Raw genomic sequence first — 18,847 nt, 5'->3', positions numbered from 1 at the left:
CAACAAAGCTGACCAAAGAATAAATGAATTAATGACGGGATGGCTTCTGCAGTTGGGTAAAAAAAGACGCTATCCTTAACCATAAATGCGAAGGATAGATTGATGTCTGTATTTACTTCACCTCATTTTGATAATCACGAAAATGTTGTTTTTTGCCATGATGAAGCGTCAGGTTTGAAAGCCATTATCGCAATTCACAACACGAATCTTGGGGGTGCGCTTGGGGGATGTCGCATGTGGGATTATGCGACCGAAGAAGAAGCGATTACAGATGCTTTACGCCTTGCTCGCGGTATGACTTATAAAAACGCGCTAGCAGGCCTGCCATGGGGTGGTGGAAAATCCGTCATTATTGGTGATGCCCGTAAAGATAAAACACCGGAAATGTTTGAAGCAATGGGCCGCTTTGTTGATCGGTTAAACGGGACATATCGTATTGCCGAAGATGTAGGTACCAGCCCTGAAGATATGGGTTATATCGCAAAACATACAGATCATGTGTTAGGAACAGTTGAACGTGCAGGCGACCCTTCACCAGGAACAGCCTTAGGTGTGTTTAAAGGTATCCAAGCAACTGTACTTGAGCGTCTTGGAAAAAATAATCTAGATAATGTAAAAGTCGCTGTCCAAGGCCTTGGCCATGTGGGCTATGATGTTGCACGTCAGTTAAAAGAAGCTAGTGCTTCCCTTTGTGTGACAGATATCCATGACGATAGTATTCGCAAAGCGCAGGCAGAGTTAGGTGCGACTGCCGTTAACCCCGATGCCATTTATGATCAAGATGTTGATGTCTATGTCCCTTGTGCATTAGGTGCAACCTTGAATGACGACACAATTTCACGCTTGAAAGCCAAGGTGGTTGCTGGTGCAGCAAATAACCAACTCGCAGAAGAACGCCATGGCAATATGCTTGTTGAGAAAGACATTCTTTATGCACCAGACTACGTAATCAATGCTGGCGGTGTGATTTATCTTTATCATCAATTGGAAGGTTCTAGCCGTGATACTGCGATGGAACATGTAGGTCGTATCGGAGATACATTGCGCGAAATCTATGCAAAAGCACGCGTAACAAACACCCAACCATTTGAAGCTGCGGATCGTCTTGCCGAAGAAAAATTTATGAAAGCTGCTTAAAAAAAGCTCCCAAATGCAATCAGATGCCTCCCATCTGATAAATGCAATAGGCCGACGGAATTTATTTCCCTCGGCCTCTTTTTTTGCTTAGACTTTAAGCGATATAAAATTAGGGAGCAAAAAAATGGCTGAAGTTGAAACCCATGAAGGGGGCTGCCTATGTGGAGCCGTACGTTTTGAAATTACGGGTCATTTGCGCGATGTTACCTATTGTCATTGCAGTCAATGCCGAAAAACAACAGGACATTATTTTGCAGCCACGGCATGCGAAAATGATGAACTAGAATTTGTGGCTGATGGCGGTTTAAAATGGTTTCGTGCCAGTGACACAGCCAGCCGGGGCTTTTGCGATCAATGTGGTAGCACATTATTCTGGAAACCAGATGAAGGCACCTATACCGCAATTCTAGCTGGTAGCTTAGACTTGCCAACGGGACTAAAAGCAACATCCCATATCTTCGTAAAAGACAAAGCAGATTATTATGAAATCGCTGATGGCTTACCACAATTTGAAGGTGATAATTAAGCTTACCTAACTCTGTTCATGTCCGGGTCGTGAAGCCCGAATTGAACGACTTAACAAGATTACAGGCAATATCCCTGCAATCACAATGGTAAGCGCCCCTAATGCGCATTCTTCCAACAATTCATCAGAAGCAAACTGATATACATAAGTTGCCAGTGTATCATAATTAAATGGACGTAAGATCAAAGTTGCAGGAAGTTCCTTCATACTATCTACAAAGACCAGAATGGCGCCGCCTAGCAATCCGCCACGGATAAGTGGAAAATGTACCCGACGCAGCGTCCCTAAAGGTCCTTCACCCAACATACGTGATGCATCATCCATATTTGGGGTCACCTTCGCCAGTCCGGTTTCAACCCCGCCCATACCAACGGTTAAAAACCGCACCGTATATGCAAAAATAATTGCAATTACGGTTCCAGATAACAACAACCCTGTAGACACATCAAATAAGCTACGCATTTGTCCATCCAGGAAATTGTCAAATCCAGCAAATGGGATCAATACACCGATCGCTAACACAGCCCCCGGCATTGCGTATCCTACACTTGCCAAGCGCGTCGCTGTTTTCAAGCCCTTCTGTCCAGACAAGCGCACCGCATAAGCCATAAAAACACCGACGACAATCACTAAAATCGCTGCAGCACTACTTAGGAATAAGGAATTTAAAGCATATCCAAAAAACTCTGAAGTCCAGCTTTCTTCAAAGCGACGTGCAGCATAAAAAGCCAAGGTGCCCGCTGGTATAAGAAATCCGAACAGGATCGGACTTGAACACGCCACAATTGCAAAATACTTGTGCCATCCCTTCAGCTGATAACCTGGTAAAGCTTTATACCGTGTTGTTGTGCTATGATATTTCTGACCTTTACGTGATGCGCGCTCAATCCAAAGCAGCCCGATCACAAAGAGTAACATCACAAGAGCAATTTGAGCAGCGCCACCAATATTACTCATGTTGAGCCAGACATCAAAAATACCTGCGGTTAGGGTATGTACAGCAAAAAAATCAATTGTCCCGAAATCATTTAAGGTTTCCATCATAGCCAGAGCTGTACCAACAACCAATGCCGGACGCGCCAATGGAAGTGCCACAGACCAAAAACAGGCCCATGGGCTCCGCCCTAACACACGTCCTGCTTCCAAAACACATACTGATTGTTGTAAAAACGCTGCTCTGGTTAGCATATAAACATAAGGATACAATACGAGTGAAAGCATGGCGATTGCGCCGCCATGAGTTCGGATATCAGGAAACCAATATTCAGATTTTAATTTCCAATCAAAAAGATACCGTAAGCTCGTTTGAACAGGCCCTGCATATTCCAATAAATCAGTATAGACATATGCCACTACATAGGCGGGCATGGCCAAAGGTAATAACAACGCCCATTCGAAAATACGCTTCCCCGGAAAATTGCACATGGTGACAAACCATGCACACATCACTCCACCTGTAATGGTTCCTAAACCAACACCCAACATCAAAACCAATGTATTACTCACATAACGTGGTAACATGGTACTGATTAGATGAGGCCAAATATTTTCTTCGGGATTAAACGCAAGCCAGATAATGGCCGCAACAGGTAACAGAACAAAACCTGCAATTGCAAATGCCCCGACCACCCAGCGTAAGCTATTTCTGGAAAAACTTACTTGTCGCTGCGCAGGTTGCAATTCGATTGTCTCAGACATTTGATCCCTAAACAAAAAGAGGAAAGATAATCATCTCTCCTCTCTCCTTACCTGTTTCTATCAGGTATATGCAAGTGCAAATCGTCTATTCGTTGAAGCCAACTTTATCAATCAACTTGGATGCTTCATCACGCAAACTCGCAATTGTATCCAAGCTAATATCATCTGTTTTGAATTGACCCCATGTATTTACAACTGGTGACCATTCAACACCTTCTTTAACAGGATATTCAAAGTTTAACTCGGCATATAAAGCCTGTGCCTTATCGCTTACCAAAAACTCCATTAATTTTTGAGCGTTTTCACGGTTTGGCGCATATTTCGCCATGGAAACCCCAGAAACATTAATATGTGTACCACGGCCTTCTTGATTCGGGAAAATGATACGAACGGAATTCGCCCATTCGATCTGCTTCTTATCCGACATCATCTTACCCATATAATAGGTATTACCGATGGATAAATCGCATTCGCCTTGCCAAATTGCTTTCACTTGAGCGCGATCATTACCTTGTGGTTTACGTGCTAGATTTGCTTTTAAACCTTTTAACCACTCTTCTGTCTTTGCTTCCCCATGCACATCAATCATAGAAGCGATTAAAGCCAAATTGTAAGAATGGTTACCTGCACGGGTGCAAATACGGCCTTTAAATTTTGGATCGGCTAAATCTTCATATGTTGTTAAATCGCCTTCTGGGACACGATCTTTAGACGCATAAACAATACGTGCACGTGTCGTCAGTGCAAACCATTGGTTTTCAGTCGAACGAAGATTGGCTGGGATTGCGGTTTCCAGTATCTCGCTTTCAACAGGTTGTGTAAGACCTTTGTTCACAATCGAAGAAAGACGGCCAATATCCACTGACATAATCAGGTCTGCAGGCGAATTCGGCCCTTCTTGCTTAATGCGTTGTTCCAAGCCCTTCTTGGCATAAACAACATTAACAGCAATACCTGTTTCTTTGGTGAAAGCATCAAACATTGGATCAATTAGAAATGGCTGACGATAGGAATAAACATTCACTTCTTCCGCAGCTTGCGATGTTTTCATTAATCCAGCAATTGATACAGCAGCAATTGCAATAGCAGCCCCTAAACCCAACAGGTCTTTTTTCATCTGGAAACCCTTTATAAATTGTCGAAAGCATAGAACGACATTACTTGCGAATAATTCTTAACAACCACTTTTATAGCCAGTTTGTTAAGAGTGCAAGGCAATCTTAATAATTTTATACATATTTTATCGGATATTAGCGAATATACTTCACTGTCGGGCCATTCTCGACTATCATATTAGTAATTATTCTCTTGGGCATAACTTAAAAATAAGAATAGTTCAATTACCGAGGTGTCTGATGCTACATAAACTAAAACAAGTAATTTTGCGTTTTTGTCTATACCTCGCACCTTTAATGATAATCGCCTGCCAAGATGAGAACACCTCTGATCAAACGTCGGAAAATTCATCACAGAATTCTAATCCTCCTCGCATAGCACTGGTTATGAAAACACATACAAATCCATTTTTCATTGCTATGGAAAAAGGTGCAAGGCAAGCAGAGGAAGAATTTAAGATACAGCTGATTGTAAGAACAGCCGCTGAAGAAACATCTATTTATCAACAGATAGATATAGTACATGAATTAACACATAGTGACGATATAGACGCAATTGTCATAGCACCCGGTGATTCTGTTGAATTATTACCTGCCCTAAAGGCCGCACAAGACAAAGGTATAAAGATCGTTAATATAGACAATAAACTGGACGAAAATTTTGCCGATAAACTTGGGTTATCCCCTATTCCTTTTATAAGTGTCGATAACGAAACTGCCGCATATTTATCTGCTAAAATAATAGCAGATGCAATTCACGAACCGACTCAAGTGGCTGTAATAGAAGGTATCCCAACTGCTGCAAACGCTCAGGCTCGTAAAGCAGGCGCATTCAGAGCTTTCAATGAAAACCCAAACATTTCAATCGTCGCATCCCAGCCTGCCTATTGGAAGATTGACGAGGCATATAAACTTGCTCATGTTTTTTTCGATAGGCATCCTGATATAAAAGCAATCTTTGCTGCAAATGACATGATGGCAATTGGTACGCTAAGATATTTACACGAGAATAACCTCATGCATGTAGATGTCGTTGGCTTTGATGCAATCGAAGATGCCAAGAATGCGATCAAATCCGGTAAGATGAAGGCGACAATAGATCAACTCCCTGCCCAACAAAGTTACATCGGGATAAAGACCGCAATAGATATGCTTAATGGTAAAACTTTTCCAAACGAAATTCTTATAGATGTGGAAGTTATCACCCAACAAAGTTTTCAGTAATCATTGTTAGCTAGATGGAAATCACATGACTGTGTTCAAATTGAATATCATCTGGAAATTTATCATCTATATGATCTTCCTAAGCATTCTACCCATCTTAATTGTTGGAGGCACATCATTTTTCTATTCTTCACGGGCCCTCAAGGATCAAGCAGATAATTTTACCAAGTCCTTGATTATCAACCAAGAAGAGCTCATTGAGTTACAAATCAAACAGGTAGAAGCTCTCTCAGGGCAGATTGCTAGCCTAACAACAGTAACAGATGCGTTGAATAATACAGGCGGTCAAATAGATTCTTTTGACTCACTCGCAACCAAGGCACGTATCGGTTATACACTCAACGGCTTCCTTAATATAGATGGCATCGTTTCTATCGATTTATTCAGTAAAACGGACACCCATTTCCATGTTGGCTACACGCTCATAAATAATAAAGTTGATGAAAGTGTCAAAGAACGACTTCTTAAAATCGGAGAAACAAGGGGATCCAGAGTTGTTTGGCCAGGTATTGAGAAGAATGTAAGCCTGGAAACAAGAGATACTTTCACATTGCCCGCTGTCAGAAGTATTACAAAGATTAATAAAGAGACTCTGGATTTAGAACTTGTTGGAACAATTATAGTTAATCTCAGCGTGAACCATCTACATGACCAAGTATCAAAAACAAAAATTGGCGAAGGTGGTTACTTTCTTATCGTTGATCAAAATGATCGATTAATCTATCACCCCGACAAAACAAAGATCGGTTCAAACTATGACCTTCCTATTCCACTGAAAAAAATCACTCAGTCTCGAAGTTCCATTATATCTGATATCTATGAAGAGACGTATGTCCTAAACCATGTCAAATCTGCAAATACCGGATGGCATATCATTAGCGTTATACCGGAAAGTTCATTTTATAAACATGCATCTACCGTGAATGCGGTCACCATCTTTGTCATCATACTATGCCTATCACTCGTAATTTTGATCGGCCTTTATCTTTCCCGTACTATTGTAGCACCAATCAGAACGATCACAGAAAGTTTTAAGAAATATCAAAAAGGTAAATTGGACCTAACTAATCGAATGGAAGTTTCAGGTAGTGATGAGATTTCAGAGTTAATTGCATGGTATAATGCCTTTCTTGCAACGCAACAGCAAAGGCAAGAATCTGAACTGCAATTAGTCCGCGCTAAGCGGGAAGCAGAAAAAGCCAATAACGCAAAGTCGGAATTCCTATCTAGTATGAGCCACGAATTGCGCACGCCGTTAAACTCAATTCTAGGATTCGCGCAATTATTGAAAAACAGCAAACGTAATCCCCTCTCAGAACGTCAGCAGACTCAAATGAAATTCATCATTGATGGTGGAGAGCATCTCATAAGCCTAATAGATGAAGTCCTAGATCTCGCTAAAATCGAAGCCGGCAAGATGACATTCAATTATAGTGCTATTTCCACATGTAGACTTATTCGTGAATGTCTCTCATTCATGAACACAATCAGTAATGATAAAAACGTAACCCTTATAGATGAAACTTCCGAAGATGTTCCCAATATTTGGGCGGACCCGCTTCGTGCAAAACAAATCTTATTAAACCTGCTTACGAATGCGGTCAAATATAACATTCAAGATGGAAAGGTATGGATTTCTACAAAAGTTCAAAATAAAGATACCCTGCGAATTCAAGTGAGAGACACAGGAAAGGGAATACCAATCCACCAGCAAACAGATCTATTTCAACCATTCAGTCGTCTTGGTGAAGAAACAAAACAAATTGCAGGAACTGGTATCGGCTTGTTTCTATCAAAAAAACTAATCACAGAGATGAAAGGTACAATTGGCGTCGAAAGCATTGAAGGGCAAGGAAGTATATTTTGGATAGATTTCCCAACAACAGATCAGAAAGATAAAGAGCCGGTAATTGAACCTCTTGAAAATACAGCTTTAATGGTGACTGGTACAAAAGAAAAAACCAACCACATACTTTATATTGAGGATAATTCAGCCAATGTCTCTCTAATGGAAGATATCATTGATGAACTCGAAGATATACAGCTCACCTCTGTACATACGGCAGAACTTGGTATCGCATTTGCTGAAAAAGAAGAGTTCGACATCATAATATTAGATATAAATCTGCCGGGAATGGATGGCATCAAGGCTGTAAAACACTTAAAACAATTGGATAAAACCAAACATATTCCCGCAATTGCCTTGAGTGCGAACGCTACACATGACAGCATCCAAGAAGCATTAGAAGCAGGTTTTGACGAGTATCTTACGAAACCACTTGATGTAAACAAACTAATTGACGCATTAAGAAAAAACCTTGTTAGATCGAACTAAATGCTCTCAAAATCTTATAAACCACTCACAAAATCTGTCAGTGCTTCACGCTCTTGTTTTTGCAAATGACGAAAAGCTTCCTTACTCAAACGTGCCTCACCATCATGCCAAAGGATAGCTTCTGCAACTGAACGAGCGCGACCATCATGCAGCAGTCTTAACGGCTGTCGTTGCGATAATCCCCATAGGGGTGCGGTTCTCCATTCTGAGGGAGAAGCATCACCTTGGAATAAGCCATCTGAAAGTCCTTCTCCCATGTCATGAAGTAATATATCTGTGTATGGATGTATCTCACGTCCAGCAAGATAGGTAGGCCAAGTGTCGTCCGGGATTTGAACAGTTGGAATATGGCAGCGATCACACCCAATTTCATTAAACAGGTAGCGTCCAAGTTCATTACGATTTTCTTGCCTTCTTGGAGATAAAGCACGTTGAAAACTAACCAATTGATCTAACTGGGCCGCATTCACTTCTGGGCCGGTTTCTTTCGGCGCAGCACGACATGCGATTTGTTCCCACATGCAGTTTTGTTCTAGATGTAAACTTGAGGTTAATCCCATATCTTGGTGTAAAGCTTGTGCCGTTTGGCTGAACAGACTTACTTGGGCCGCCTTCCAACCAAATCTGGCCGGCGACATATTTCCACTTTGGTCCTTTACCATCGGGATACGGCCTGAAACTCCGTCGCCGTCCAAATCATTTGGATCAGCCCAACTATTTAAAACCTCTTGTGGTATTGCTTCTAAAAAACCTATTCCTTGTAATGGTTGTGCAACGCGACCAGAAAATTGTATTGCCCAGCCCAACTGTCCAAAATTCAAGTCCTTCACATCATATTGTGGCATGCGCAGTGTATATCTTTCACCATCAACATATTGTCCATTGATTGTACGGAATGAGAGACTAGGCCGTCCTTCGGCGGGAATATTAGGTAAAGAACGATCATTAAGTTGTTCACCATAGGCAATATGCGCACGACTGCCTAATTCATCGGTAAAGCCCAAACGCAGGACCATAGAAGTAAAGGGCTCATCAGGACTTTCTGGTGGACGTCCACGACCTGCCTGAAAATGACAACCAGAACAGGATACACGGTTGAAAACAGGCCCTAATCCATCTCCATTTGGGTTTATCCCCGGGAAAGCTTGCCAATCACGGTTAAAAATCTTGCGCCCTTGTTTAATTTGTTCAAGCTGGCGTGGATCTTCTATATTTTGAAAAATAGATTGCGCATTTGCCGCACTCGCTGTGGCAAATAGAATTAAACCATTAAAAATAAAAAAAAATATACGTTTCATTTAGCCCTACCATTAAGGCAAAGCTAACGTGATCCTCCAAAAATAACAATTCAAGAAATTGTTAACCGATATACATCATATGATTATCCCAACGCTTATTGGTTTGAGTAATCAATACAGTCTCTCTATGATGCACATTATGCAAATATAACCCACCATTTCCCGAGGAAATCAGGAACTGTTCAGGCCTATTCATAGCAGCAATAACTCCGCAGGCATCCGTTATATCAACATGATCCAAATATGAACTATCACGGGCATCGAAAAAGATCACTTTATTGCCTCTTGGCGTGGATGCGGCCATGATGGTGGCACTTGAATCTAGTTCAACACTTCCACAATAATTTTGGGTCGACTTATGCACATCAATCGGTAACTCAGATATCATAGCATCCCCTTCACGGCGTGCTATGCCGACAAGAGGCGCACGCTCCCTTCGGCTTCCTTGATACTGCATACCAAAAAACACATCACCTTGAGCATTTACCGTCAAATGTCTAATGGATGCTTTATGCCATTTTGTTTCCGGTGCCCATTCACGCAACACTTTGCCTGACTTACAATCCAGCCAAGCAAGTTTAGGGGTCATGTCAGGAATATTTAATTTACTACGTCCATCTGCTGGATGCGTTAGGATACCGCCAGATGCAATGACCATTTCGCGACCATTCTCAAGAATGCGCATTTCATGTGGACCGATACCACCTGCATCAAACTCCGCTATACGTTTATAGCCATTTGAAGCATCCCATACACCGATCACACCACGTTCTTCATCATAGGAATTTTCAGTTGTAAAAAGACGATTTCCTAAATAAGAGGCATGACCATAGAAATGCCTACCTTTAGGAAGTTTTAGTTCAGCAATTAATCGATCGGCACTAATATCCCAGATTTGCCCAAACCAACCGGGGCGGCGTTCTGTAATAGCCAAATGCCCATAGATGTTAGATATAGCAGCCCCATGACCTCTATCTGGTAAAGTTTTTTCAAATATGAAATCCCCTTGCAGATCAAAGACTGCCATTCCATAACTGTTATCCGCATTCGCAAAGGCAGACCAATATAATCCTCCACTGCCATTTTTAGCTTGAAGGATTTTAGGCCAAGCAAGTGTAACTATTCCTGCTGCTAAACCAGATCGCAATAAATCTCGACGGGTATAATCAGAAAACATGAAGAATAACCTTAATCACCATCTAGGCTATTAAAACCAACTGGGATGCTTAACTCTTTTGCCACGGCAAATAATTGCCCTCGCGCCTCTTTAAGATGCACCGCCATGTCCAACATCTTATTCCATATTTCCTCACTCTTAATGCCTTCTTCCTTCACATTTTCAAGTTCTTGAGAAATCGTGGCAGCCGCATTCAAGTTATCAAGTATTAACGCATCGCGTTGAGCACCATCAGCTAAATCCAATACATGACTTTGCAGTAGCGTTTCATAGCTATCTTTCAACGCAGCCACATCAATCGAGATATTTTTAAAACTTCTAGCTGAACGCCAGTTTTCCATACGACGCGGCTTAGCTTTGGAAATATCTTCACGTAATGGAGATCGAATTTTATTATCTTCAACCCATTGTAAGGCAGACCATAAATTTGTGAATAAATCAGCAGTTACGCTTAATTCATCCGTATATAATTCATTCTCAGCCAAAGTAAATTTCATCTCACCACCATAGCCATATTCAGGATCCACCCAGGCTTGATGAACTGACTTTGCAATCGAATAGATATTTGACGCTACCGCACGAAGGATTTCACACTGCTTGGCTGAAATCTCACCATCTTGATAGATAATCCGTTCAAAAATGGGAAAGCCTTGTCCCGCAACAGAACTAAAGGCAATCTTTTGTTCATCTATATGTTCACCAGCCTCTTGTTTTTTCTGCAGATTAGACAGAGCTTTACTGACTTTATTGCGTTTATCTGGCCAGAATTGCAATCGATGCATTTGATCATAATCAGATAAAGGACCCATCCGAAGATGTTCTATCCCTTGCCATGCATCCACCGCTTCATGAAATGCTTTTTGCAACATTTCTTGTTGTTGAGCCCCGGTCAACCGACATGCTTTGATTGTCGTTTCTTTAAATTCAAAAGCTTCTTTTGCAAATGCTTCCGTACGTGGGAAAATATGCTGATCCACATAATTGGCATTCGTTTCTTTAAACTGACCAGCAAACGCAGATCCAATTATTAAAGCCGTACAAACAACAGTGATAAATTGCAGAGTTTTCTTCATTTTATTTTCCAGCTTAAAGTGAATTTAAGAAAGCCAACATGGCTTCGCGGTCTTCTTGAGGTAAATTGGCAAAAACATCACGAGATGTTTTTGCTTCTCCCCCATGCCACAAGATCGCTTCGGTTAAATTACGTGCACGCCCGTCATGCAAGAAGAATGTATGCTTATTGACATTTTGAGTATGGCCAATGCCCCATAAGGGAGGTGTTTTCCACTCCTGCCCATTTGCCTTTCCTTCCGGGCGGTTATCAGCAAGTCCTTCGCCCATATCATGTAACAGCAAGTCAGTATAAGGCCAGATCAACTGGTTCTTCACTGCTTTAAAATCTGCAATATTACCGGTGCGATATTTAGGTGTATGACAAGCGATGCAATTCGCACCATAGAAAAGTTCCTTACCCCGAAGAACCTTTGGATCATCAACATTTTTACGGCGTGGCGGCGCTAAATTCTGAGTATAGAAAACTAATTTTTCCATCGCCTCATCAGAAATTTCTACCCCATCATTTTCTGGATTATTACCATCCGGCGCATTACGGCAAAGAGTTTGATTTACCGTACAATCCCCCCAAGGATCAGGTTGATAACTAGAAGAAATACCAAGGTCGCCTGTTGAGGCATGTATAGCCTGATCAAACAATGTTGCATTTCCAGCTTTCCAGCCAAAACGACCTAGCTTAGGTTTGCTTTCACGCATCGCCCATGCATAATTTGCCTTGCCTGAAATACCGTCGCCATCTGCGTCATTTTCATCAACTTGCGATAAGATATCTGCTTCCGGTATTGCTTCTAGCAAACCAAGACCAATCATTTGCGGTGTTACTCGCGGAGACAGCATGACATCATCTTGCATCTGGCCGTATTGCAAGTTTGTAACGCTATAGGTTGGCTTGCGTAACGATACTTTGGTACCGTCACCTAACACCACATCTAGCTCTTCATATTCTATATGCATACGGCCTTCGGCAGGCACTCCTTGCACTGAAAAATCCTGTAACTGCCCACCATATGTTGGTTCAGGTATAACACCTGTTTTACCGGCAGCTAACAATGCATGCTCTTCTTCCGTTGCAGGCGGCACGGACAATCGTAAAAACATCGACACAGCCGTATCATCAGGATAATTACCTGCAGGTGGATGCCCTCTGCCATCTTTAATATGACAACGCTGGCAGGATTTTGCATTGAAGATTGGTCCCAATCCATCTGCCGATTTCGTACTTGCTGGCGAAGACACCCAGATACGCTTGAAGAACCCATTTCCAATTTTAAAATCAAGGCCTTGTTCAAAGGCAAGATTACGTGACGAAAAAGAAAATGAGTTACGCCCCACTTTATTGTTATGTGTTGTTGCCCCTCCCTGAAAGATTTCTCCTTTTTCTGGTTTCGAAAAGTCATCTGTGGGCGGGATAATTTCGGCTTGGGAAATTGATACAAAGCCTGAAAGAAATGCTAGAGGAAGCAAGCGGCAACTTATTATCTTTTTTGTCATTTGCTCTATTTTTGTCCTAATCACTTTTTTGCATTGAATGCATAAAAGGGTGTAGCCCGGAAGAACCAAGCCACACCCCCTTATTATTATTAGTCTGTCGACTTATTCAAATACAGCAGATGGGTTATCCAAGCTGTCAGAACCTTCAAATTCTGGCAATGTCAGACCAAGTGTGCCCATTGCAGCTTCGAAAGTTTTTGTTTGGTCAACCAAGCTATCAACAACATCTTGGATAATACGATTGCCGTTTGCGTTGCCTTCACCCAACATTTGGTCATATGCCATACCGGACTCAGCTTTATCAGCCATAACTGTCATCGCACCCATTGTCGCGTCCAATTTTTGTTGAACAGCCGCGTCAACATCTGCAGATGTTGCTTTCACTAAATCAGATACGGAAGGACCAGAAATCACATCACCATTCACACGTGTGTAAGAACCGTTATAGACATTTTGAATGCCTTTCGCATCATAGTAATGAGACCAATGTGTATTATCAGAGAAACAATCATGCTCTTCTTCTGGGTCATTCAACATCAAACCAAGTTTGATACGTTCACCAGCCAATTCTCCATAAGAAAGAGACCCCATGCCTGTGAAGATTTTTGTCAAACCAGCATCTTCACCGTCAGATGTCAAAGCAATGCGTGCCTGACCACCTTCAGACCACATTGCTACAGCATCTTTCAAATCATCAATCAAAAGATCAGCAGAAACTGTCAAATATTGAACACGACGATCACAATTTGCACCTGTGCAATTTGCTAGATCGAAATCTGTGTAAGGACGATCACCTGCGCCAGCATCTGTACCGTTCAAATCTTGGCCCCATAGCAAGAATTCAATTGCGTGATAACCTGTAGCTACGTTTGCTTCCACACCATCGATTTCATGCAATGTTTCAGATAGCAATTGTTTGGTAATAACAGATGTATCAACAGTTTCACCACCCAATTTCAAGCTTGTGCTTGCAATTACGTTTGCTGTGTATAATGCGTTCTCATCAGAATCAACGCCATAACCAGCGTCAACATAATCAATCAAGCCTTCGTCCAATGGCCATGCGTTCACTTTACCTTCCCAGTCGTCAACAGCTGCGTTACCAAAACGGTACACTTCAGATTGTTGGTAAGGAACGCGTGCTGCAACCCATGCATCACGTGCTGCATCCAATGTTTCTTCAGAAGGCTTTGCAACCAATGCATCAATAGCAGCTTGAAGGTCCTGTGCTGTTGTCAAAGAATCTTCAAATTTAGCTTGAGCGATATTCGCATATGTATCTAGAACATTTGCTTTAGTAACTTCTTTATCCCCAGAAGTTACACATGCACCAAGGCTTAATAGTGCAACCGCTGCAACAGAGCGTTTCAACATTTTTACTTCTCCAAGTCAGTTAGTATCTTATTTAAGATCATCCCCTCAAAGATACTAAGCAGTAAATCAATAAAATTGGTTTATTGAGAATGACTCGCAAAGTCAATAATTATTGCGACTAATTATCAATAAAAATATTAGAACCGTTCTAATGTAGGCGTTTTAAACTGCAGGAATTTTAAGAAAAAAAACCGCCGGAGATTTCTCTCCAGCGGCTTTCCAAAACAAAATGTTTTTTAACCTTAAAGCTGTACTGAAGCTTAGAACAAGCCTTGTACCAGACCTTCGTCATCCAAGTGGATGGAGTTCGCAGCAGGAACACGTGGTAGACCAGGCATTGTCATGATCGCACCACAAACTGCCACGATGAAGCCAGCGCCTGCAGACAAGCGAACTTCACGAACAGGTACTACGTGACCAGATGGCGCACCCAAAAGCGCAGGATCTGTCGAGAAGGAATATTGTGTCTTCGCCATACATACTGGCAAATCACCGTAACCTTCATCTTCCCACTGCTTCAACTGATCGCGAACTTTTTTGTCTGCAACAGCCTCGTCAGCACCATAGATGTTACGAGCAACAGTGTTGATTTTGTCAAACAATGGCATGTCGTCATTATACAAAGTACGGAACTGTGCTGTGCCGCCTTCAACCAATTCAACAACTTTTTCAGCCAATTCTTTTGTACCAGCAGAACCGTCAGCCCAGTGGTTGGCGATGATTGCCTCTACACCCAACTCTTTCGCATATTCTTGAACAGCTGCAACTTCTGCATCTGTATCAAGTACGAAACGGTTAATTGCAACAACAGCAGGTACACCGAACTGACCAACATTGCGAATGTGACGGCCCAAGTTTTCCAAGCCTGCTTTAACAGCTTCAACATTCTCACCAGCCAAATCAGCTTTCGCAACACCACCGTGCATTTTCATCGCACGAATTGTACATACGATTACAACTGCTTCTGGGTTTAAGCCAGCTTTACGACATTTAATGTCGAAGAATTTCTCAGCACCCAAATCAGCACCAAAACCAGCTTCTGTTACAACATAGTCAGCCAATTTCAAGGCAGCTTTTGTTGCGGAAACAGAGTTACAACCATGTGCGATATTCGCAAAAGGACCGCCGTGGATGAACGCTGGGTTGTTTTCCAATGTTTGAACCAAGTTAGGCATCAACGCATCTTTCAACAATACTGTCATTGGGCCTTGGGCGTTCAAATCACGTGCGTAGATTGCTTTACGGTCACGTGTGTAACCAACAACGATTTTGCCAAGACGATCTTCCAAATCATCTAGATCGCTCGCCAAGCAGAAGATCGCCATAACTTCTGAAGCCACTGTAATGTCAAAACCTGTTTGACGTGGGAAACCGTTAGATACACCGCCTAGAGACACAACGATGTCACGCAATGCGCGGTCATTCATATCAACAACTCGACGCCAAGCAACACGACGCTCGTCAAAACCAAGCTCGTTACCCCAGTAAATGTGGTTGTCAATCAAAGCAGAAAGCAAGTTATGCGCAGCACCGATTGCGTGGAAGTCACCTGTAAAATGCAAGTTGATGTCTTCCATTGGAACAACCTGAGCGTAACCACCACCAGCAGCACCACCTTTAACACCAAAGCAAGGACCCAAAGAAGGCTCACGCAATGCCATGATAGCTTTTTTGCCAATTGCGTTTAAACCATCGCCCAAACCAACTGTTGTGGTTGTTTTACCTTCACCCGCTGGCGTTGGGGAGATAGCTGTTACCAAGATCAACTTACCATCTTGACGGTCTTTGATGGATTCCAAGAACTCAAAGCTAACCTTTGCTTTGTCTGGACCATACTGGCGCAACGCATCAGCAGGAATGTCCAATTTCGCCCCAACCTCTGTGATTGGAATCATCTTCGCTTCGCGCGCAATATCAATATCAGATTTCGCCATAGTGACGTACCTTTTCCCATAAGTAAAAATTTTGTACTGAAAAGAATATTTTTCTAGTAGTCTCTTTTCATTGTTAGCGAGATTAAGCAGAAAAAACAGATAGAAAATTAAATCTCGCGACCTTTTTTACCTTCCTAACGACAAAACGACATAGCGATATCGATATTCATAAAAACTTCACAAATTATTACTCCTACGCGCCATTTCGATGTCGCAAAAGAACAAATTATTCATTTGATTCCTCACCTTTTTTAAGCTAACCTAACGAAACACCAGTATATAAAGGTTTCACTATTGAGATTTGCATCTAGATTCAAAAACGCATGTTTGCAGATGTTCATTTCTGCAGGAATCTATGCAGCCTTATCCTTGCCTGTACATGCTGCAGAAACCTTGACATTAGTGGTACCCGAATTCCCACCATATCAGTATCTTGAGAATGGAGAAAAGAAGGGATTTAAGCTAGACCTTCTTCAGGAGGCGAGCGCACGTGCTGGCTATGATTTAAAAATCGAATTTAGACCCTGGGCACGTGTTTTAAAGATGGTTGAAAATGGTGATGCCGATTTTACGAATATGTATAAAAACCCGGAACGGGAGAAAATATATACCTTCTCTCAAAAACCCATCTTTCCGATAACGGTACGCTTTTTCAAGCATATTGACAGCGCTATCAGTTACGACGGAGATTTCAACAAAATTTCTTTATTAAAAATCGGCGTTGTCAACAAAATCAGTTATGGCAAGAAATTTGACAAAGCCCTTGTCGCAGGAATATTCAAAGATATCGAACGGGCGAACAATCACAATAATCTCGTTTCCCTACTCGCAGGAAAACGTGTCGATCTTATTGTTGGCGCCAGCTATGTGATTGACAGTGTCATAGAGAAAAATGGGCTCACAAGCACAATCGAAGCCGTCACCCCCAATTTAAGTAACGCCAATGTCTATAATACCTTCACGAAGAAGCGCGACATGCGACAGGTTTCCGACGCGATTGACACTGCCCTTCAAGAGATGCGCGAAGATGGAACTTTCGGCACTATTATCTATGATGCCTTCTCACCCAAAATAAATTGAGATCGTTTCAACAGCTTCAATATTTCCGCTGAAACTACTCACACTAGGCAAAGTTGCATTATGATGCTCTCTGATCGTCCCCCCATTTAGATGATTTTTATTATGTGTTGTATGAGCATCCGCCACCAGTTGCACATCATACCCCAATGCGGCAGCACGACGTACTGTTGTATCCACGCAAAATTCGGTTGCATAACCACAGACAATGAGATCTGTAACGCTATTATTCTTCAAAACGTCAGCAAGATCTGTTTCGTGGAAAGAATCCGGTGTTTGCTTTCTCACAATAATATCAGTTGGTTTCGTATCCAGTTCTGAATAAAGTTGCCACCCAGCCGATTGATAGGCGACCACAGTATCTTCTCTTTCGTGTTGCACCATAATAACTGGTAGCTCTAAATTTCTGGCCTTCGAAGTAAGCGTATTAATACGCTCAATCACCTCTTCTCTTTCAAACGGCCCTTCATCCGCTTCAAATAAAGCTTGTTGAACATCAATAATAATTACAGCTGTCTTCATTTTAATATCCAAGTTGGAGAGTGAGAAATCTCTTCCCATAATCACAAAAACTATTTCTTCAAATCCTATAATAAGGCTAATATATCAATAGATATCTTTAGAGGAAAACACTGATGCTAAGCTCAAAGGTCACACTATGGTTCCTGACTATGACCGCGGTCAGTATGATAACTTCTGCACCCTGTTACTCAAAAAACAAGCAAGAGGTCATATATATAACAACCGAGATTGCACCATATTTTTACAAAGAAGATGGTATTCATAAAGGCTTAAATAAAGATCTAGTTGACCTGTTAAGTAAGGAAAGTGGTTATAAAATCAATGCAACTTTGCGCCCATGGGCACGCGTTCAAAAGATGTTGGAACGGGGAGATAGTAATTTCTCCTTCATGTTCAAAAGCCCTGAACGCGAAGAAATTTTTAATTTCTCTAATGAATATATTGGGCAGGATGGTAGTTACTTTTTTACATTGATAGAAGAACAATTAGATTATGACGGAAATCTTGATCAACTCAGCAATTTCTCCATTGGTATTCATCCAACGTTGAACTACGGCCAAACAATGAATGAGGCAATCAACACTAGATTACTTAAAGACCTTCATTATGCAAATACGAATGAGGACTTAGTAAATTTACTAGTTCATAGACGTGTTAAATTAATCGCTGGATTAAAATACTCCATATCATACATTGCTAGACAAAAGAGTGTCGCTGATCAGCTCAGATTTTTAAACCCTCCAATTAATATTTCGAATGTTTATATTGCTTACAGTAAAAAACCAGAAAATAAAAAACTGAAAGAAGATTTCGACAAAATCATTCCCAAACTACGTCAGGATGGTGCATTTATCGAGATTTATAA

At 41.6% G+C, this 18,847-nt stretch carries 15 protein-coding genes; 6 read left to right on the top strand and 9 right to left on the bottom strand.

Annotated elements, in window-relative coordinates; all coding sequences use genetic code 11:
* The first annotated feature begins 102 nt into the window (after nucleotides 1–102).
* The gene (locus E1160_RS05240) at nucleotides 103–1,137 is read left to right on the top strand and encodes a Leu/Phe/Val dehydrogenase (protein ID WP_155153953.1); all 1,035 of its coding nucleotides are present in this window, start codon (nucleotides 103–105) and stop codon (nucleotides 1,135–1,137) included.
* 124 nt (nucleotides 1,138–1,261) lie between these two features.
* Complete coding sequence (locus E1160_RS05235) at nucleotides 1,262–1,663, top strand: GFA family protein (RefSeq protein ID WP_155153952.1); 402 nt, start codon at nucleotides 1,262–1,264, stop codon at nucleotides 1,661–1,663.
* Between the two features lie 6 nt (nucleotides 1,664–1,669).
* Here the strand turns inward: E1160_RS05235 and E1160_RS05230 are convergent, their stop codons facing one another.
* Together E1160_RS05230 and E1160_RS05225 are read right to left on the bottom strand one after the other, a co-directional pair.
* Nucleotides 1,670–3,361, bottom strand: a complete 1,692-nt coding sequence (locus E1160_RS05230; protein ID WP_155153951.1) for an ABC transporter permease — start codon at nucleotides 3,359–3,361, stop codon at nucleotides 1,670–1,672.
* Nucleotides 3,362–3,446: 85 nt separating this feature from the next.
* Nucleotides 3,447–4,478 carry a Fe(3+) ABC transporter substrate-binding protein gene (locus E1160_RS05225; protein ID WP_155153950.1) on the bottom strand — a complete coding sequence of 344 codons (1,032 nt, stop codon included), beginning with the start codon at nucleotides 4,476–4,478 and terminating at the stop codon, nucleotides 3,447–3,449.
* A 238-nt stretch (nucleotides 4,479–4,716) separates the two neighbouring features.
* On the opposite strand from E1160_RS05225, the gene E1160_RS05220 reads away from it, so the two are divergent.
* Nucleotides 4,717–5,700 carry a substrate-binding domain-containing protein gene (locus E1160_RS05220; RefSeq protein ID WP_155153949.1) on the top strand — a complete coding sequence of 328 codons (984 nt, stop codon included), beginning with the start codon at nucleotides 4,717–4,719 and terminating at the stop codon, nucleotides 5,698–5,700.
* Nucleotides 5,701–5,725: 25 nt separating this feature from the next.
* Nucleotides 5,726–8,035 carry a hybrid sensor histidine kinase/response regulator gene (locus E1160_RS05215; protein ID WP_155153948.1) on the top strand — a complete coding sequence of 770 codons (2,310 nt, stop codon included), beginning with the start codon at nucleotides 5,726–5,728 and terminating at the stop codon, nucleotides 8,033–8,035.
* Between the two features lie 14 nt (nucleotides 8,036–8,049).
* Here the strand turns inward: E1160_RS05215 and E1160_RS05210 are convergent, their stop codons facing one another.
* The 6 genes from E1160_RS05210 to E1160_RS05185 all read right to left on the bottom strand — a co-directional run bounded on the left by E1160_RS05210 (nucleotide 8,050) and on the right by E1160_RS05185 (nucleotide 16,383).
* Nucleotides 8,050–9,333 carry a di-heme oxidoredictase family protein gene (locus E1160_RS05210; RefSeq protein WP_155153947.1) on the bottom strand — a complete coding sequence of 428 codons (1,284 nt, stop codon included), beginning with the start codon at nucleotides 9,331–9,333 and terminating at the stop codon, nucleotides 8,050–8,052.
* 61 nt (nucleotides 9,334–9,394) lie between these two features.
* Nucleotides 9,395–10,510, bottom strand: a complete 1,116-nt coding sequence (locus E1160_RS05205) for a DUF1513 domain-containing protein (RefSeq protein ID WP_155153946.1) — start codon at nucleotides 10,508–10,510, stop codon at nucleotides 9,395–9,397.
* Between the two features lie 11 nt (nucleotides 10,511–10,521).
* The gene (locus E1160_RS05200) at nucleotides 10,522–11,583 is read right to left on the bottom strand and encodes an imelysin family protein (protein ID WP_155153945.1); all 1,062 of its coding nucleotides are present in this window, start codon (nucleotides 11,581–11,583) and stop codon (nucleotides 10,522–10,524) included.
* Nucleotides 11,584–11,596: 13 nt separating this feature from the next.
* A complete protein-coding gene (locus tag E1160_RS05195; RefSeq protein ID WP_155153944.1) occupies nucleotides 11,597–13,075 on the bottom strand; it encodes a di-heme oxidoreductase family protein in 1,479 nt (492 codons plus the stop codon).
* Nucleotides 13,076–13,177: 102 nt separating this feature from the next.
* A complete protein-coding gene (locus E1160_RS05190; protein WP_155153943.1) occupies nucleotides 13,178–14,449 on the bottom strand; it encodes an imelysin family protein in 1,272 nt (423 codons plus the stop codon).
* A gap of 260 nt (nucleotides 14,450–14,709) precedes the next feature.
* Nucleotides 14,710–16,383, bottom strand: coding sequence for a formate--tetrahydrofolate ligase (locus tag E1160_RS05185; protein WP_155153942.1), 1,674 nt, complete (start codon nucleotides 16,381–16,383; stop codon nucleotides 14,710–14,712).
* Nucleotides 16,384–16,716: 333 nt separating this feature from the next.
* On the opposite strand from E1160_RS05185, the gene E1160_RS05180 reads away from it, so the two are divergent.
* Nucleotides 16,717–17,463 (top strand): substrate-binding periplasmic protein, encoded by a 747-nt coding sequence (locus E1160_RS05180; protein ID WP_155153941.1) that lies wholly within the window; start codon nucleotides 16,717–16,719, stop codon nucleotides 17,461–17,463.
* On the opposite strand, the gene E1160_RS05175 is transcribed toward E1160_RS05180, so the two are convergent.
* A complete protein-coding gene (locus E1160_RS05175) occupies nucleotides 17,446–17,982 on the bottom strand; it encodes a cysteine hydrolase family protein (RefSeq protein ID WP_155153940.1) in 537 nt (178 codons plus the stop codon). The two genes, E1160_RS05180 and E1160_RS05175, sit on opposite strands and share 18 nt — an antisense overlap.
* Nucleotides 17,983–18,131: 149 nt before the next feature.
* Here E1160_RS05175 and E1160_RS05170 point away from each other — a divergent pair.
* On the top strand, nucleotides 18,132–18,847 hold a 716-nt coding region (locus tag E1160_RS05170; RefSeq protein ID WP_218048728.1), incomplete at its 3' end, for a substrate-binding periplasmic protein.

This window comes from Curvivirga aplysinae (assembly GCF_009711445.1).
GTDB lineage: Bacteria > Pseudomonadota > Alphaproteobacteria > UBA8366 > Aestuariispiraceae > Curvivirga > Curvivirga aplysinae.
Note: the sequence above shows the minus strand (reverse complement) of the source record. Positions and strands in the feature narration are given on the sequence as shown.

Excerpts from the sequence above, each read along its gene's own strand:
- E1160_RS05240 (WP_155153953.1), top strand. The coding sequence starts at position 103 with ATGTCTGTATTTACTTCACCTCATTTTGATAATCACGAAAATGTTGTT.
- E1160_RS05235 (WP_155153952.1), top strand. The coding sequence starts at position 1,262 with ATGGCTGAAGTTGAAACCCATGAAGGGGGCTGCCTATGTGGAGCCGTA.
- E1160_RS05230 (WP_155153951.1), bottom strand. The coding sequence starts at position 3,361 with ATGTCTGAGACAATCGAATTGCAACCTGCGCAGCGACAAGTAAGTTTT.
- E1160_RS05225 (WP_155153950.1), bottom strand. The coding sequence starts at position 4,478 with ATGAAAAAAGACCTGTTGGGTTTAGGGGCTGCTATTGCAATTGCTGCT.
- E1160_RS05220 (WP_155153949.1), top strand. The coding sequence starts at position 4,717 with ATGCTACATAAACTAAAACAAGTAATTTTGCGTTTTTGTCTATACCTC.
- E1160_RS05215 (WP_155153948.1), top strand. The coding sequence starts at position 5,726 with ATGACTGTGTTCAAATTGAATATCATCTGGAAATTTATCATCTATATG.
- E1160_RS05210 (WP_155153947.1), bottom strand. The coding sequence starts at position 9,333 with ATGAAACGTATATTTTTTTTTATTTTTAATGGTTTAATTCTATTTGCC.
- E1160_RS05205 (WP_155153946.1), bottom strand. The coding sequence starts at position 10,510 with ATGTTTTCTGATTATACCCGTCGAGATTTATTGCGATCTGGTTTAGCA.
- E1160_RS05200 (WP_155153945.1), bottom strand. The coding sequence starts at position 11,583 with ATGAAGAAAACTCTGCAATTTATCACTGTTGTTTGTACGGCTTTAATA.
- E1160_RS05195 (WP_155153944.1), bottom strand. The coding sequence starts at position 13,075 with ATGACAAAAAAGATAATAAGTTGCCGCTTGCTTCCTCTAGCATTTCTT.
- E1160_RS05190 (WP_155153943.1), bottom strand. The coding sequence starts at position 14,449 with ATGTTGAAACGCTCTGTTGCAGCGGTTGCACTATTAAGCCTTGGTGCA.
- E1160_RS05185 (WP_155153942.1), bottom strand. The coding sequence starts at position 16,383 with ATGGCGAAATCTGATATTGATATTGCGCGCGAAGCGAAGATGATTCCA.
- E1160_RS05180 (WP_155153941.1), top strand. The coding sequence starts at position 16,717 with ATGTTCATTTCTGCAGGAATCTATGCAGCCTTATCCTTGCCTGTACAT.
- E1160_RS05175 (WP_155153940.1), bottom strand. The coding sequence starts at position 17,982 with ATGAAGACAGCTGTAATTATTATTGATGTTCAACAAGCTTTATTTGAA.